We start from the raw sequence: 15,279 nt of genomic DNA, 5'->3' as shown, positions 1-15,279 counted from the left end.
CTTCTCGGACGGAGACACCCGGTGGTCACAGCCGACGTAGCCCCCAGACCAGCACACCAGGTGAGCACCGACGCGCGCCGCGACCTCCTCGACTGGGACCCCAACGACCCCCAGCGCTGGGACTCGAAGGTCGCCTGGAGCACGCTCTGGGTCACGACGTTCAACCTCATGCTCGCGTTCATCATCTGGTACCTGCCCGGGGCGCTCATCCCCACGCTCGGCACGGTCACCGGGTGGGACCTGAGCGAGAGCCAGTCGTACTGGCTGCTCGCCATGCCCGGCCTCACGGGCGGCCTGCTCCGCATCGTCTGGATGATGCTCCCGCCCATGCTCGGCACCCGCAAGATGCTGACGCTGTCCGCGCTCCTCATGATCATCCCGTTCGTCGGGTGGACCTGGGTCGTGATGCTCCCGACGCAGCCCTCGTACGCGCTGCTCGTCGCGCTCGCCCTGGCAGCCGGCCTCGGCGGCGGCGTCTTCTCGGGCTACATGCCCTCGACGTCGTACTTCTTCCCCAAGAGCAAGCAGGGCACGGCCCTTGGTCTGCAGGCAGGGATCGGGAACTTCGGCGTCTCGGTCGTCCAGTTCGTCGTCCCGTGGGCCATCGGGTTCGGGATGTTCGGCCTCGCCGGCCAGCTCGCGCACCCGCAGAACGCCGAGCCGCGCCAGGTCTGGTTGCAGAACCCCGGGCTCATCTTCATCCCGTTCGCGGTCGTCGGTGTCGTGCTCGCCTGGACCCTGCTCAAGTCGGTGCCGGTCAAGGCCAACCTCAAGCAGCAGTTCGACATCTTCCAGAACAAGCACACCTGGCTCATGACCATGGAGTACGTCCTCACGTTCGGGATCTTCTCCGGGCTCGCCGGCACGTTCGGCATGCTCCTCAAGCAGCAGTTCGGCCCCGAGTACCTGACCTGGGTCTTCCTCGGCGCGCTCGTCGGCTCGCTCGCCCGCATGTGCTGGGGGCCGCTCTGCGACCGCTTCGGCGGTGGCGTCTGGACCGTGGTGTCCGGGATCGGCGTCGCGGCCTCGGCCGGGCTCGTGCTGTTCGGCCAGGTCACGGTCGCGGACGGCGAGACGCCCAGCCTCCCGATCTTCATGACCGGGATGGTCCTGATCTTCTTCTTCTGCGGGGTCGGCAACGCCGCGACGTTCAAGCAGATGCCCATGATCTTCCCGGCCCGTCAGGCGGGTGGCGTGATCGGCTGGACGGCCGCGATCGCCGCGTTCGGACCGTTCCTGTTCTCGATGCTGTTCAACTATCTGCCGAGGACGGCCGTGTTCGGCGGGATCATCGCCTACGCGCTCCTGTGCGCAGGCATCGCCTGGCACTTCTACGCACGCCCCGGCGCCGAGGCCAAGAGCTGACCGTGTGCCCGTCAGCAGTGCGTCCGGCACACCCCGCGCCCGGCCTCGCCCCCTCGGGCGAGGCCCGGCCGGGGGCGGTCACGCCGGGTGCGGCCACGCAGGAAGTACCCCGGCCGGGAGCACCCCGGTCAGGCGGGGGCGACCCGGCCCGCCACGAGGATCGGGATCTGCGCGGCCTCGTCGTGGCGTCCCACGTCCACGGTCTCGAGGCGGGCGACGCAGTGGTGCTCGCCGAACTGGGGGACCAGGGCGGTCGCCCGCCGGCTCGACCCGAGCTCGGCGAGCGCGCCGTTGATGAACCCCGCGTGCAGCGAGCACACGACCTGCGGGGTGCAGCGGGCCGTCGCGACGAACGGGCAGTTGTTGAGGACGAGCGCGTCCATGCCCGCGCCGCCCGGCGACGCGACCTGCGCCGACGGCTCGCCGCCCAGCGTGGGGGCGAACCAGAGCGCGTCGAGCTTGGACACGAGCCGGGCCGAGACCTCGTGCTCGTCGATGGCCTCGTCGGGCTCGGGCGGCTCGGTGAGGTTCCGGCCCCACGTGCGTCCCACGGCGTAGGTCACGGCGCCCGCGTCCGGCACGTTGTCCGCGACCGCGGTCGTCAGTGCCTCGGCCAGGAGGCGGTAGGCCTGGGCCCGCTCGTGCGTCTGGTTGGGCAGGGTGCCGCGGTACAGGACCTTGGGCCGGCCGGGTGTCGTCCGGGTCTGCTGGGTGCGCTCGGCCAGGCCCGAGTCGACGAGCGACTCGAGGTGGAACCGCGCCGTGTTCTGGTGGACGCCCACCTCCTCGGCGACGTCCTTGACCGACACCGGCGTCTTGGAGTCGCGCAGCAGCTGGATGACGTGCGTCCGCCGTCCGCCGTGGTTGCTGCGACCCGTCGTGCCGTCGAACCCACCGTTGACGTGCTGTCTGGGCACGTGCTCGCCCCACTTCTTCCCGTTCCTGGATCTCTGGTCCCGAGCCGCAGGGCTGCCCCCGCCCGCTGTGCTCGGCACGACAACTCTCGCACGCGCGGTCGGTCCGCCGCACGGAGCACCCCCTCGGGTGCCTCCGTAGCCCGTGCGCTGAACGCCCCCCACGCAGTCCCCGAGGAGCTCTCGCCATGACCATCGACGACCAGGCGGCCATGTCGCCCCTGATGAAGAAGCTGCTCACGACGCGCAGCCACTTCCCCCAGACGGAGGTGTTCGACTCGGCGCACGCCATGATCGAGACGAACCCCTCGGAGTGGGACCGGTTCTACCGGGACCGCTGGGCGCACGACAAGGTCGTGCGCTCGACCCACGGCGTGAACTGCACGGGGTCGTGCGCGTGGGACGTGTACGTCAAGGACGGCCTCATCACCTGGGAGCACCAGGGCACCGACTACCCGACGACGGGGCTCGACAGCCCCGAGTACGAGCCGCGCGGCTGCCCGCGCGGCGCCTCGTTCTCCTGGTACACGTACTCGCCGTCGCGAGTGCGCTACCCGTACGTGCGCGGTGTCCTGCTCGAGATGTACCTCGACGCGCGCTGCCGCCTGGGCGACCCGGTGCTCGCATGGGCCGAGGTCGTCGAGAGCCCCCTCAAGGCGACGCTCTACAAGCGCGCCCGCGGCAAGGGTGGCCTGGTCCGTGCGGACTGGGAGCTCGCGACCGAGATCATGGCCGCGGCCCACGTCTACACGATCAAGGCGTACGGGCCGGACCGGTGCGTGGGCTTCACGCCGATCCCGGCCATGTCGATGGCGAGCTTCGGGGTCGGGACCCGCTTCCTGTCGATGATCGGCGGGACGCTGCTGAGCTTCTACGACTGGTACGCGGACCTGCCGCCCGCGAGCCCGCAGATCTGGGGAGACCAGACCGACGTCCCCGAGTCGGGCGACTGGTGGAACTCGAGCTACATCATGATGTGGGGCTCGAACGTCCCGGTGACGCGCACGCCCGACGCCCACTTCCTGGCCGAGGCCCGCTACAAGGGGACCAAGGTCGTCGCGATCAGCCCCGACTACGCGGACAACGTGAAGTTCGCTGACGACTGGCTCGCGCCCGCTCCGGGCACGGACGGCGCGCTCGCGCAGGCCATGGGCCACGTGCTGCTCACCGAGTTCTACCGCGACCGCCAGGTGCCGTACTTCGAGGCCTACTCGCGCACGTACACGGACGCGCCGTTCCTGGTCACGCTCGACGAGGCTCCCGGGGAGGGCGGCCAGGGCGCAGGCCAGGAGGGCACGCTGCCCGACGGCGGAGCCGCCCCGGTCTTCCGGCCCGCCAAGTTCCTCACGGCAGCCGACCTGGACGGGCTGCCCGTCGCGGGGGCGACGGGGCAGCGCCCCGAGTTCCGTCCCGTCTTCCTCGACACGGCCGCCGACGCGCTCACGGTGCCGAACGGCACGCTCGCCGACCGGTGGACCGAGGACGGCGTGGGGCGCTGGAACCTCGACCTCGAGGACCACGACCCGGCGCTGAGCCTGCTGGGCCTGACGCACGCGGGAGCCGAGGCGCAGGGGGTCGTGGTCGAGCTGCCGCGCTTCGACGTCGGCGCGACCGAGGGCGGCTCCTCGGTCCTGCGCGGCGTCCCGGCGATCCGCGTGGGCGACCGCCTCGTGACGACCGTGTTCGACCTGCTCATGGCGCAGTACGGCGTGGGGCGCGACGGGCTGCCCGGCGCGTGGCCCACGGGCTACGACGACGCCGAGTCTCCCGGGACCCCGGCCTGGCAGGAGGCCCTGACCGGGGTGCCGGCCGAGCAGTGCACCCGGATCGCGCGCGAGTTCACGCGCAACGCCGAGGTGAGCAAGGGCAGGTCCATGATCATCATGGGCGCGGGTACGAACCACTGGTACCACGCGGACACCATCTACCGGACGTTCATCGCCCTCCTGACCCTCACCGGGTGCCAGGGCGTCAACGGCGGTGGCTGGGCCCACTACGTCGGGCAGGAGAAGGCGCGGCCCGTGACGGGGCAGCAGCACATGGCCTTCGCGCTCGACTGGCAGCGCCCCACGCGCCACATGGCCGGCACGGCGTTCTGGTACACCGCGACCGACCAGTGGCGCTACGAGGGCTTCGGCGCGGACGAGCTCGCCTCGCCGACCGGTCCGGGCACCCTCAAGGACCGCAGCATGATGGACTGCCTGACCCAGGCCGCCCGCATGGGCTGGACGCCCTCGCACCCCGGGTTCGACCGCAACCCGCTCGACCTGTGCGACGAGGCCGCGGCCGCTGGCGTGCCGGTCGCCGACCACGTGGTGTCCGAGCTGCGCAGCGGCGCTCTGAAGTTCGCGGTCGAGGACCCCGACGACCCGCAGAACTTCCCGCGCGTCCTGACGGTCTGGCGGGCCAACCTGATCGGGAACTCGGCCAAGGGCAACGAGTACTTCCTCAAGCACCTGCTGGGCGCCGACTCGTCGCTGAGGGCGCACGAGACACCGCCCGAGCGTCGCCCCGAGGAGGTCGTCTGGCGGGACGAGGCCCCCGAGGGCAAGCTCGACCTGCTGACCAACATCGACTTCCGCATGACCTCGACCTCGCTGTTCGCCGACGTCGTGCTCCCGGCCGCGACCTGGTACGAGAAGCAGGACATCTCGACCACGGACATGCACCCGTTCGTGCACGCCCTCAACGCTGCCATCGCGCCGCCCTGGCAGGCCCGGACCGACTACGACGCGTTCCTGGGGCTCGCCGACAAGGTCTCCGAGCTCGCCAAGATCCACCTGGGCACCCGCACCGACGTCATCGCGGCCCCGCTCACGCACGACACCCCGGACGAGATGGCCCAGCCCGGAGGCGTCGTCCTCGACTGGCGCAAGGGCGAGTGCGAGCCCGTGCCGGGCGTGACCATGCCGCGCCTCGTGGTGATCGAGCGCGACTACACCCAGATCGCCGAGAAGATGCGCGCCGTCGGGCCGCTGATCTCGAAGGTCGGGACCACGACCAAGGGCGTCACGGTCGTGCCCGAGCAGGCCGTCGAGTTCCTCGCGAAGGCCAACGGCGTGCGCAAGGACGGCGTCGCGAAGGGCCGTCCGTCGCTCGAGACCGCGGCGCACATGTGCGAGGCGATCCTCGCGCTGTCCGGCACGACCAACGGTGCGGTCTCGGTCGCGGGCTTCAAGGCCCTCGAGAAGCGGGTCGGGAAGCCGCTCGCGGACCTGGCCGAGGAGAACCACGACCGCCAGGTCACGTTCGCCCAGACCCTGACCGGTCCGCAGAACGTCTTCACGAGCTACGAGTGGTCGGGCTCCGAGCAGGGCGGCCGGCGCTACTCGCCGTTCGTGGTCAACGTCGAGCGGCTCAAGCCGTGGCACACGCTCACGGGGCGCCAGCACTTCTTCGTCGACCACGACTGGATGACCGAGCTCGGCGAGCAGCTCCCGGTCTACCGGCCGCCGCTCGACATGGCACGCCACTTCGGTCACCAGGGCTTCAGCGAGCCGGGCTCGACCGAGGTCACGGTGCGCTACCTGACCCCGCACTCCAAGTGGTCCATGCACTCGCAGTTCCAGGACAACCCGTACATGCTCGCGCTCTCGCGCGGGGGCCCCACGATCTGGATCTCCGAGGAGGACGCGCGGACCGCGGGGATCGCGGACAACGACTGGATCGAGGCGGTCAACCGCAACGGCGTGGTCGTGGCCCGGGCCGTGGTCTCGCACCGCATGCCCACGGGCACGGTCTACATGTACCACTCGAAGGACCGCAACATCGACGTGCCCAAGGCCGAGGCCTCGGGCAAGCGAGGGGGCATCCACAACGCGCTGACGATGATCATGATGAAGCCCACGCACCTCCTGGGCGGGTACGGCCAGCTCACCTACGCCTTCAACTACTACGGGCCGACCGGCAACCAGCGCGACGAGTACACGGTCATCCGTCGGCGCAACCAGGAAGTGGAGTACTGAGATGCGGGTCATGTCGCAGGTAGCGATGGTCATGAACCTCGACAAGTGCATCGGGTGCCACACGTGCTCGGTCACGTGCAAGCAGACGTGGACCAACCGCGACGGCGTCGAGTACGTGTGGTTCAACAACGTCGAGACCAAGCCCGGGACGGGGTACCCGCGCGGGTACGAGGACCAGGACCGGTGGCACGGCGGCTGGGAGCTCGACCGCAAGGGAAGGCTCCGGCTCCGCTCGGGCGGGCGGCTGCGCCGTCTCGCGTCGATCTTCGCGAACCCCGACCTCCCAGGGCTCGACGACTACTACGAGCCCGCGACGTACGACTTCGACCAGCTGATCTCCGCGCCGGCGAACTCGCCGCAGATCCCCGTGGCCCGGCCCAAGAGCGCGATCACGGGCAAGGACATGAAGATCACGTGGGGGCCCAACTGGGACGACGACCTGGGCGGCTCGCCGCAGATCGCGTCGAAGGACCCCAACCTCGCGTCGATGGTCGACAAGGTCCAGCTCTCGTTCGAGCAGACGTTCATGTTCCACCTGCCGCGGATCTGCGAGCACTGCCTGAACCCCGCGTGCGTCTCGGCCTGCCCGTCGTCGGCCATGTACAAGCGCGTCGAGGACGGGATCGTGCTGGTCGACCAGGACAAGTGCCGCGGGTGGCGCATGTGCGTCTCGGCCTGCCCCTACAAGAAGGTCTACGTCAACCACCAGACGGGCAAGGCCGAGAAGTGCACGTTCTGCTTCCCGCGCATCGAGGCGGGCCAGCCGACAGTGTGCGCCGAGACGTGCGTCGGGCGGCTGCGGTACATCGGCCTCGTGCTCTACGACGCCGACGCGGTCGAGGCCGCGGCGTCCGTCGAGGACCCGAAGGACCTGCTCGACGCCCAGCGCGACGTCTTCCTCGACCCCACGGACCCCGAGGTGATCGCGGCGGCACGGGCGGCCGGCATCGCCGAGGACTGGATCGGCGCGGCGCAGCGCTCGCCCATCTGGAAGCTCATCCAGAAGTTCAAGGTCGCGCTGCCGCTGCACCCCGAGTACCGCACCATGCCCATGGTCTGGTACGTGCCGCCGCTCTCACCTGTCCTGGACGTCACGACCGAGCTCGGCAAGGACGACGCCGACGCCGACGACGTGTTCCACACCATCGCGTCGCTGCGCATCCCGCTCGAGTACCTCGCGAGCCTCTTCTCGGCCGGGGACGTCGACGTCGTCGCGGGGGTCCTCATGAAGCTCGCCGCGATGCGCAGCCACATGCGTCGGCGCACGCTCGACGGCGACGTCGACCAGGCCCTGCTCGACCAGGTCGGGTACACGGCCGAGGACGTCGAGGAGCTGTACCGGCTCCTGGCGATCGCCAAGATGGAGGACCGCTACGTGATCCCCGCGGCGCACAAGGAGGACGCGGCCGAGATGGCCTCGTGGGCCTCGGGCTGCTCGCTCGACAACCCGGGCGGACCCGGCATGAGCGCGGCCGCGACGCGCGGCGGACCCGTCTCGGTGCCCCTGCAGGTCCGGAGGCCGTCATGACGACCCAGGCTCCGCCGTCGGGCAGGCGCGCGTTCGTCCCGCTCCTGCGGCGCTCGCGGCGCAAGAACCTCGTCGAGGTCCCCGCCCGGTCCGACGTCCTCGCCCTCGCCAGCATCCTGCTGGCCTACCCCGACGACGCCTGGTACGCCGACGCCGACGAGCTGGCCGCGGCCGTCGCGGCTCTGCCCGACTCGGCCCCGGCCGCGCACCTGCGCGCGTTCTGGGACCAGCACGCGCGGACGGAGCCGCGCGCCGCGCGCGCCCACTACGTCGAGACGTTCGACCTGCGCCGCAAGTCGTCGCTGTTCCTCAGCTACTACCTCCACGGCGACACGCGCCAGCGTGGCATGGCGCTGCTCGCGCTCAAGCAGCGCTACCGCGCGTGCGGTTTCGCCCCCGACGACGCCGAGCTCCCCGACTACCTGCCCATGGTGCTCGAGTTCGCCTCGCGGGCCGGGACAGGGGCGGGCGAGGCACCGCTGCGGACCCACCGTGGCGGGATCGAGCTCATCCGGCGCTCGCTCGCCGACCGCGGCTCGCACTACCGCGAGGTCCTCGAGGCCGTGAGCGACCTCCTGGGTCCGGTCACCGACCACCAGCGCGACGAGGTCGACCAGCTCGCGCTCAGCGGACCGCCCACCGACGACGCGGGGCTCGAGATCGCCTCGATGCCCTACGGGGGAGCGAGCTGGACGGACACGCCCGGCGCGCCGTTCGGCCCCCCGGAATTCACCTGCGCCCCGGAAGGACGCTGACTCATGTGGGACACCCTCCTCTTCGTGGTGCTGCCGTACGTCTGCCTCGCGATCTTCGTCGTGGGGCACGTCTGGAGGTACCGCAACGACCAGTTCGGCTGGACGACCCGCACGAGCCAGGTGCTCGAGAAGCGCTGGCTCGCCTGGGGATCGCCCCTGTTCCACTTCGGGGCGCTGTTCGCGATCCTCGGCCACGCCGCGGGGCTCCTGATCCCGACGTCGTGGACCCGGGCCCTCGGGATCTCGGACCACACGTACCACGTCGTCGCGGTCGCGGCCGGGACCGTCGCGGGGGTCGTGCTGTGCGCGGGCCTCGTGATCCTGCTGCTGCGGCGGTTCTACGTCTCGGACCGCGTGCGCGTGGTCACGACCCCCATGGACTGGGTCCTGTACGCCCTGCTCACGGTCGAGATCGGGGTCGGCATGTGGCAGACCGTCGCGATCAACGTGTTCGGCTCGGGCTACGAGTACCGGGGGACGGTCTCGGTCTGGTTCCGCCAGCTGTTCGTCCTCCAGCCCGACCCGTCGCTCATCACCGCGGCGCCCGCGGTCTACGGCTGGCACGCGGTGCTCGCGTGCCTGCTCCTCGCGATCTGGCCCTTCACGCGGCTCGTGCACGTGTGGTCGGTGCCCGTGGCGTACCTGGCCCGGCCGTACGTGGTCTACCGGCAGCGTTCCGCGGCGCCGGGGCGCGGCAAGGTGCGGGCATGAGCGCGGCCGGCCTCCCTGCGGACGCGGGCACCGAGGTGGCGGCCGACGCGCTCGTGGTCCTCGCGGGCGTGGGGGAGTCCGTCCTCGACGTGGCCGAGCACGAGCGCGCGGTGGCCTCGGCCCACGCCGGGGCGGTCGTGACGTTCGCTGGCGTGGTGCGCGACCACGACGACGGCCGCTCCGTGGCCGCGCTCACCTACGAGGCGCACCCCGACGCCGACCGGATCATCGGCGAGATCGCCGCGCGGGTCGCGGCCCGTTCGGGCGCGGTCCGGGTCGCGGTGTCCCACCGCGTGGGCGACCTGGCGGTCGGCGACGTCGCGCTCGTCGCGGCCGTGTCCTCGGCGCACCGCGCCCAGGCCTTCGCGGTGTGCGGCGACCTGGTCGAGGAGGTCAAGGCGGCGCTGCCCGTGTGGAAGCGGCAGGTCTTCGCCGACGGCACGCACGAGTGGGTCGGGGCGCTGTGAGCCTCGCGCCCGCGGTCGAGCGCACGGTCGGCAATCTCCTGCCCGACGGCGCCGCGCCCGCCGAGCACGTCGCGTCCGGTCGTGCGGTCCCCGGGCGCGCGACGCCGTCGGGAGACGCACTGCCCGGGGGAGGGGCGCCGTCGGGCACGGACCGGCCGTCGGACGCGGACCGACGAGACGCTCCCGGGCTCGTCGACCGGTTCGGGCGCCGCCACCGCGACCTGCGGATCTCGCTGACCGACCGCTGCTCGCTCCGCTGCACCTACTGCATGCCCGCCGAGGGCATGCCGTGGCTGCCCTCCGACGAGCTTCTCACCGTCGCCGAGATGACACGGGTCGCGGCCGTGGCGTTGCGCCACGGGATCGAGGAGATCCGCCTCACGGGTGGCGAACCGCTGCTGCGGCCCGACATCGTCGAGATCGTGGCCGGGCTGGCCGCGCTCCCCGGTGCCCCCGAGGTGTCGATGACCACCAACGGGCTGCGCCTCGCGGCGCTCGCGGAGCCGCTCCGCGCGGCGGGGCTCGGCCGCCTCAACATGTCGCTCGACACCCTGCGCCCCGAGCGATACGCGCGGCTGACCCGCCGGGACCGGCTCGGGCGGGCCCTCGACGGGCTCGCGGCGGCCGACCGGGCAGGCTTCACGGGCACCAAGCTCAACGCCGTGCTCGTGCGAGGGGTCAACGACGACGAGACGGTCGACCTCCTGCGGTTCGCGCTCGAGCGCGGCTACGAGCTGCGCTTCATCGAGCAGATGCCGCTCGACGCGGGCCGGACCTGGACCCGCGAGGGAATGGTCACGGCCGACGAGGTGCTCGCCTCGCTCACCGGGGAGTTCGACCTGGTCCCGGTGCCGACGCGCGGCGCCGCGCCCGCCGAGCGCTGGCGGGTCGACGGGACCGACGCCGTCGTGGGGATCGTGGCGTCGGTGACGCGGCCCTTCTGCGGGGCGTGCGACCGGATCCGGCTCACGGCCGACGGCCAGCTCCGCAACTGTCTGTTCGCCCGTGACGAGACCGACCTGCGCACGATCCTGCGCACGGGCGGCGACGACGAACGGATCGCGCAGGCCCTCGGCCTCGCGGTCCGGGCCAAGGCTGCCGGCCACACCGTCGGCACCGCCGGCTTCGAGCAGCCCGCCCGCGGCATGTCCGCGATCGGCGGCTGACCCACCCTTCCCCCGACCCGCTTACGAGAAGGAGCACCGAGATGCCCGCCATCACCCTGCGCTACTACGCCGCGGCCCGCGCCGCGGCGAACGGCCTGGACGAGGAGGTGATCGAGACCGAGAGCCCGGCCGCCGCCCTCCGCGCGAGCGCGCGACGCCACGGCGAGGCGATGCGCCGGGTGCAGGTCGTCTCGTCCTACCTCCAGGACGGGCGCGCGCTGCGCCCGGAGTCCGCCGCCACCCCCGTCGCCGAGCCCGTGACGATCGACGTGCTCCCGCCGTTCGCGGGTGGGTGAGCCGACGTGCAGAGCGCTCCGACGCACGAGCGCTTCCCGCCGCTCGACGCGCCGGCCGCGACGTTCGTGCCGTGCGGTCACCGGCGCGGGGGGCTCCACGGCCCGGTCACGAGCGGGTGGCTGCTCGCGGCGAGCGTGAGCCAGCTCGCCGTGGCCGTCGTGGTCCTGTGGTGCGGGCTCCGCGCCCACCCGGTCCTGACGGTCCCGGCGGCCGTGAGCATCGCCGCGGTGCTGCTCACGGCCCCCTGGCTCGTCTCGGTCGTCGTCCTGGCGCTCGGGCGAGCGCGGTTCCGGCGCCTCGAGCGGCGCTACGTCGCGTGGCTCGACGGGCTCACGGCCGAACGGAGGGAACTGCACTGCCAGCAGGTCCAGGCCAGGCTCCTGGAGCACGAGGCGGCGCCGCGGCACTGGGTCGTGCCCGCCGACTGGTAGCCGGACGGGCGCCCGACGGATCCTGACCGGCGGTCAGCCGAGCTCGGCGACGAGCCGCGAGGTGAGCGGGACCGCGACCCCGAGGCGGCTCGCCGCGCGCACGACCGCGCCGCCGATCGCGTCGACCTCGAGGGGACGCCCCGCCTGGGCGTCGCGCTCCATCGAGGACCGCGCGCCCGCGGGGAACCTGTCGTAGAGGGCCAGCGAAGCAGCGGGGTCCGCGGGAGCGCCTGAGGCCGCCGCCACGGCCGCGACCTCGGCGACGAGCGTCTCGAGCTCGGACCGGTGGGTCGTGCGCACCTCGCCGATGGTCGCCGCGTACCGCGTGGTGAGCAGGGCGAGCGGGGCCAGGAAGGAGAGCTTGGCCCAGACGAGCGCCGGCTCGTCGGCACGCACGGTCGTCGTGATGCCCGCGCCCGCGAGCAGGGCACGCACCGACTCGACCGCCTCGACGGGCACGTCGCCCGCCGCGAGGTCGATCTCGACGAACGGGCTGCCGTGCACGATCTCTCCCGGGGCGATGCGCGTCGACTCGACCCGGATCGTCGCAGGCACGACGCGCTCGGAGCCGTAGCGGGCTCGCAGCACGTCCAGGTGCTCGACGCCGTTGAGGAGCGGCACGACGACCCCGTCCCCGAGGACCTCCCGGGGGACGAGGTCCAGGGCGTCCGCCAGGCCGGTCTGCTTGACCGCGACGAGAAGCACGTCGACGGGGGAACCGAGGTGCGTCGTCGCCCGGACGGGGACGTCGAAGTCCCCGAGCAGCCCGCTCCGGACCCGGAGGCCGTGCTCGTTCAGCGACTCGGCCGTCGTCTCACGAGCGACGAACCGCACGTCGTCGCCCGCACGGCTCAGCAGCGCGCCGACGAGCCCTCCGACCCCACCGGCGCCCAGGACCGCGACGCTCGTCCGGTCCGTGCTCTCCGCCTCGTCCACGATCCCTGCCACGTCCTGTCCCACCACGGTCTCCCTCGTCCTGACGATCGAGGTCCCAGGAGAACACGCCGGGGCGTCACCCCGGCGCGAGGCGCGGTCCCTGGGGGAGTGAGGGTCGTCACGACCCGGCGCCGGCGCGCTCGGCGCGGTCACCCGGCGCTGGCGTCACGGCGTGGACGGACGGGTCGGGCGTGCGCCGCGTGAACGGACCAGCCGGCGCGCACCGTGTGGGCGGGGCCGGGCGGCGTGTCGGTGGAACGATCCGTGCGGGTGCCTCGTTGGTGCCTACACGACAGCCCGTGGGCGCATACCGGTGCGCAGGTATCGACGCGTGCCCGGGACGGACGACGTGCGGACGACGCACAGCGAGGGACGTGAGCGATGCAGGAGAACCGGACCGAGACCATCCGCCCATGGACGTTCGACGCGCGCTCGGCTGCGGTCTACGGTCTCGTGACGGCCGCGTGGTACAGCGTGCCCGACCTCGTCGAGCGGCGCAGCACCCGGGCCCTGCTCAAGACCGTGTGCGGGGTGTCCGGGATCGCCCTGCTGCTGCGGACCGAGGAAGGCCGGCAGGCGCTCGAGGGCGTCCGGCGGCTGCGCGACACGGTGCGCGAGCCCGGGCGCGACGACGACGCGCGCGTGGGCGGGCCCGCGTCCGTCGCGGGCGCAGCCGCCCCGGGCGAGGGCGACTCGGGCGAGGTCCCGGACAACACGCTGCACGGGCTGACGCCCGTCGAGATCACTCCCGCCGGGAGGACCGCTGTCGCCACCGGGGCCGTCGTGGTCCTCGGGGTCACGACGGCGCTCGCGGTGGTGGGGGAGAAGGTGGCCTACCGGTGGGGTGAGCGCCTGCGCGCTCGCGGGGTGCGCGCGCCGCACGCACGCGTGGGACTGGTGCTCGGTGCGGCGGCGGGGATCCTGGGCGGGCTCGCGCCGGCGTCCGACGCCGACGAGCAGGACTCCGGGATCGACTAGGGCTGGGCCGGATCCCGACCGGCTCAGCCCTGTGCCACCCCGCCTCGGCCACCGGCCCGCCGGCTGCCGAGCCGTCCTGAACGACCGACCGACCGACCGACCGGCCGGCGTTGGCCGTGGGGCGCAGGTCAGTCGAAGAGCGCCGCGAGGCGCGGGAGCCGACGGCGGTTCTCGTCCTCGTCGTCGAAGTCCCAGCTCTCGCCGCTCGGGTCGGACGAAGAACTCTCCTCGCTGTCCTCACCGTCGCGCGACGATGCCCCTGCCGCCCGCGCCGCGTAGTACGCCTCGTCGTCGCGGCTGGTCGCCCGCGTCCAGGCCTCGCCCACGAGTGAGTCGAGCGACTCGTACCCGAACCAGCCGTCGCCCTCCCCGCCCATGCCGAGGACGACCGGGTGCTCGGCGAGAGAGTCCGGGTCCGCGACCGTGCGGGTGAACACGTCTCGCCCTGCGAGCACGAGCCCGTCGCGGAAGTCCATGAACCCGTCGTCGCTGCACCCGCCCTCGATCAGGTAGGCAGCGCCCCACACGGGCCAGGCGTAGGCGGCTGCGCTCATCTCGTCGGCCACGGCCGCGAACGCGAGGATCTCGTCGGGCGCCAGCCGTTCGACGAGCAGGGCGGTCAGCGTGCCGGGAAGCGGGTCGTCCTGCGCGCCGCGGTCGTCGGCCCCCTGCCCTGCGCGGGTCCGAGCGTCGTCGACGAGCTGCCAGAAGGTGTCGTGGTCCATGGCGGGAAATGTAGGGGCCACCACTGACATGCACCCGGCGTGCACCTGACGCGCGCCTGCCGAGCGCCTGGTCGGCGCCGTCACGCCCGCGCTCAAGGGGAGGCCACCGACGTGCGGTGGGTAGCCGCTAGCATCGTCGCGTGCGAGCAACCGTGGGCGTGGTCGTGACCGGGTTCGACCAGGGAGACCTGGTGCGAGAGGCCGTCGAGTCGGTGCTGAGGCAGACCCGTGCACCCGACCAGGTCGTCGTGGTCGACGACGGCTCGACGGACGCACGGTCGCTCGCGGTCCTCGACGCGCTCCGCGCCGACGGCCTGGTGCAGGTCCTGCGCCAGGAGAACGCGGGCGTGAGCGCGGCCCGCAACGCCGGGCTGTCCCGGCTGACCACCGAGCTCGCGGTCGTGCTGGACGGCGACGACCACCTGGCCGAGACCTTCGTGGAGCGGACCGCAGCCCTCCTCGAGGAGGATGCCGACGTCGTCGGCGCCTCGTCCTGGCTGCGCATGCACGGCGTCGCCCACGCGGTCGCCCGCCCCGCCGGGGGAGCGGCGGTCGACTTCCTCCACCGCAACGCCTCTCCGGCCACCGTGATGCTGCGCCGTGACCGCTGGCGCGCGGCCGGAGGCTACGACGAGCGCATGCGGGACGGGTTCGAGGACTGGGACTTCTTCCTCGCGCTGCTCGCGGCGGGCGGCCGGATCGAGATCGTGCCCGAGGCGCTCGTCGAGTACCGCACGTCCCCGACCTCGGCCAACGTGCGCAGCATGGACAAGCGGATCGCGCTCTACGGTCACCTGGTCGACCGGCACCGCCCCCTGTTCGAACAGCACCTGCGGGCGGTGCTGCTGGCCCAGGAGGCGGCGTCGATCGCGCGGCTCGACGCCTGGGAGCAGCTGGTGCTCGACCACCCGGAGGTCCCGGTCGACGACGCCACCTACGGCGACGGCGGCATGGCCGCGGTCGTGCGGATCGCGACCGCCCGGGCGGCGAGCGCCGGTGCGCCGACGGCCCGGACCGCCGCCTCCGTCCCGGAGGGCTGAG

General features: G+C 72.6%; 14 protein-coding genes. 11 read left to right on the top strand and 3 right to left on the bottom strand.

What is annotated here, in order from left to right:
* The first annotated feature begins 60 nt into the window (after nucleotides 1-60).
* Nucleotides 61-1,365: an MFS transporter gene (locus ASE15_RS18495; protein WP_056647091.1), complete on the top strand. Its 1,305-nt coding sequence runs from the start codon at nucleotides 61-63 to the stop codon at nucleotides 1,363-1,365.
* A gap of 128 nt (nucleotides 1,366-1,493) precedes the next feature.
* Here the strand turns inward: ASE15_RS18495 and ASE15_RS18490 are convergent, their stop codons facing one another.
* Nucleotides 1,494-2,282: a metalloregulator ArsR/SmtB family transcription factor gene (locus ASE15_RS18490; protein ID WP_056647089.1), complete on the bottom strand. Its 789-nt coding sequence runs from the start codon at nucleotides 2,280-2,282 to the stop codon at nucleotides 1,494-1,496.
* A gap of 185 nt (nucleotides 2,283-2,467) precedes the next feature.
* Here ASE15_RS18490 and ASE15_RS18485 point away from each other — a divergent pair, with 185 nt between their 5' ends.
* The 8 genes from ASE15_RS18485 (at nucleotide 2,468) to ASE15_RS18450 (ending at nucleotide 11,599) form a co-directional block, all read left to right on the top strand.
* Nucleotides 2,468-6,244 carry a nitrate reductase subunit alpha gene (locus ASE15_RS18485; RefSeq protein WP_082618593.1) on the top strand — a complete coding sequence of 1,259 codons (3,777 nt, stop codon included), beginning with the start codon at nucleotides 2,468-2,470 and terminating at the stop codon, nucleotides 6,242-6,244.
* A gap of 1 nt (nucleotide 6,245) precedes the next feature.
* The gene (gene narH, locus ASE15_RS18480; protein ID WP_056764974.1) at nucleotides 6,246-7,772 is read left to right on the top strand and encodes a nitrate reductase subunit beta; all 1,527 of its coding nucleotides are present in this window, start codon (nucleotides 6,246-6,248) and stop codon (nucleotides 7,770-7,772) included.
* Nucleotides 7,769-8,527 carry a nitrate reductase molybdenum cofactor assembly chaperone gene (gene narJ, locus ASE15_RS18475; RefSeq protein ID WP_157277280.1) on the top strand — a complete coding sequence of 253 codons (759 nt, stop codon included), beginning with the start codon at nucleotides 7,769-7,771 and terminating at the stop codon, nucleotides 8,525-8,527. The genes narH and narJ overlap by 4 nt, the downstream gene beginning before the upstream one ends.
* Before the next feature lie 3 nt (nucleotides 8,528-8,530).
* The gene (gene narI / locus ASE15_RS18470; RefSeq protein ID WP_056764970.1) at nucleotides 8,531-9,238 is read left to right on the top strand and encodes a respiratory nitrate reductase subunit gamma; all 708 of its coding nucleotides are present in this window, start codon (nucleotides 8,531-8,533) and stop codon (nucleotides 9,236-9,238) included.
* Complete coding sequence (locus ASE15_RS18465) at nucleotides 9,235-9,705, top strand: molybdenum cofactor biosynthesis protein MoaE (protein WP_056764967.1); 471 nt, start codon at nucleotides 9,235-9,237, stop codon at nucleotides 9,703-9,705. The genes narI and ASE15_RS18465 overlap by 4 nt, the downstream gene beginning before the upstream one ends.
* 119 nt (nucleotides 9,706-9,824) lie before the next feature.
* The gene (gene moaA, locus ASE15_RS18460) at nucleotides 9,825-10,871 is read left to right on the top strand and encodes a GTP 3',8-cyclase MoaA (RefSeq protein ID WP_082618601.1); all 1,047 of its coding nucleotides are present in this window, start codon (nucleotides 9,825-9,827) and stop codon (nucleotides 10,869-10,871) included.
* Between the two features lie 41 nt (nucleotides 10,872-10,912).
* Nucleotides 10,913-11,167 carry a hypothetical protein gene (locus ASE15_RS18455; RefSeq protein ID WP_056647077.1) on the top strand — a complete coding sequence of 85 codons (255 nt, stop codon included), beginning with the start codon at nucleotides 10,913-10,915 and terminating at the stop codon, nucleotides 11,165-11,167.
* Nucleotides 11,168-11,173: 6 nt separating this feature from the next.
* Complete coding sequence (locus ASE15_RS18450) at nucleotides 11,174-11,599, top strand: hypothetical protein (RefSeq protein WP_056647072.1); 426 nt, start codon at nucleotides 11,174-11,176, stop codon at nucleotides 11,597-11,599.
* A 33-nt stretch (nucleotides 11,600-11,632) separates the two neighbouring features.
* On the opposite strand, the gene ASE15_RS18445 is transcribed toward ASE15_RS18450, so the two are convergent.
* Nucleotides 11,633-12,562 (bottom strand): ketopantoate reductase family protein, encoded by a 930-nt coding sequence (locus ASE15_RS18445; protein ID WP_200960580.1) that lies wholly within the window; start codon nucleotides 12,560-12,562, stop codon nucleotides 11,633-11,635.
* Between the two features lie 354 nt (nucleotides 12,563-12,916).
* On the opposite strand from ASE15_RS18445, the gene ASE15_RS18440 reads away from it, so the two are divergent.
* Nucleotides 12,917-13,513 carry a hypothetical protein gene (locus tag ASE15_RS18440; protein WP_056647070.1) on the top strand — a complete coding sequence of 199 codons (597 nt, stop codon included), beginning with the start codon at nucleotides 12,917-12,919 and terminating at the stop codon, nucleotides 13,511-13,513.
* 128 nt (nucleotides 13,514-13,641) lie between these two features.
* Here the strand turns inward: ASE15_RS18440 and ASE15_RS18435 are convergent, their stop codons facing one another.
* Nucleotides 13,642-14,238 carry a DUF4240 domain-containing protein gene (locus tag ASE15_RS18435; protein WP_056647067.1) on the bottom strand — a complete coding sequence of 199 codons (597 nt, stop codon included), beginning with the start codon at nucleotides 14,236-14,238 and terminating at the stop codon, nucleotides 13,642-13,644.
* A 140-nt stretch (nucleotides 14,239-14,378) separates the two neighbouring features.
* On the opposite strand from ASE15_RS18435, the gene ASE15_RS18430 reads away from it, so the two are divergent.
* Nucleotides 14,379-15,278 (top strand): glycosyltransferase family 2 protein, encoded by a 900-nt coding sequence (locus ASE15_RS18430; protein WP_056764964.1) that lies wholly within the window; start codon nucleotides 14,379-14,381, stop codon nucleotides 15,276-15,278.
* Nucleotide 15,279: the final 1 nt, after the last annotated feature.

This window comes from Oerskovia sp. Root22, from assembly GCF_001429135.1.
Classification (GTDB): domain Bacteria; phylum Actinomycetota; class Actinomycetes; order Actinomycetales; family Cellulomonadaceae; genus Oerskovia; species Oerskovia enterophila.
Note: the sequence above shows the minus strand (reverse complement) of the source record. Positions and strands in the feature narration are given on the sequence as shown.

Coding starts and splice junctions, on each gene's coding strand:
- ASE15_RS18485 (WP_082618593.1), top strand. CDS start 2,468: ATGACCATCGACGACCAGGCGGCCATGTCGCCCCTGATGAAGAAGCTG.
- narH (WP_056764974.1), top strand. CDS start 6,246: ATGCGGGTCATGTCGCAGGTAGCGATGGTCATGAACCTCGACAAGTGC.
- narJ (WP_157277280.1), top strand. CDS start 7,769: ATGACGACCCAGGCTCCGCCGTCGGGCAGGCGCGCGTTCGTCCCGCTC.
- narI (WP_056764970.1), top strand. CDS start 8,531: ATGTGGGACACCCTCCTCTTCGTGGTGCTGCCGTACGTCTGCCTCGCG.
- ASE15_RS18465 (WP_056764967.1), top strand. CDS start 9,235: ATGAGCGCGGCCGGCCTCCCTGCGGACGCGGGCACCGAGGTGGCGGCC.
- ASE15_RS18455 (WP_056647077.1), top strand. CDS start 10,913: ATGCCCGCCATCACCCTGCGCTACTACGCCGCGGCCCGCGCCGCGGCG.
- ASE15_RS18440 (WP_056647070.1), top strand. CDS start 12,917: ATGCAGGAGAACCGGACCGAGACCATCCGCCCATGGACGTTCGACGCG.
- ASE15_RS18435 (WP_056647067.1), bottom strand. CDS start 14,238: ATGGACCACGACACCTTCTGGCAGCTCGTCGACGACGCTCGGACCCGC.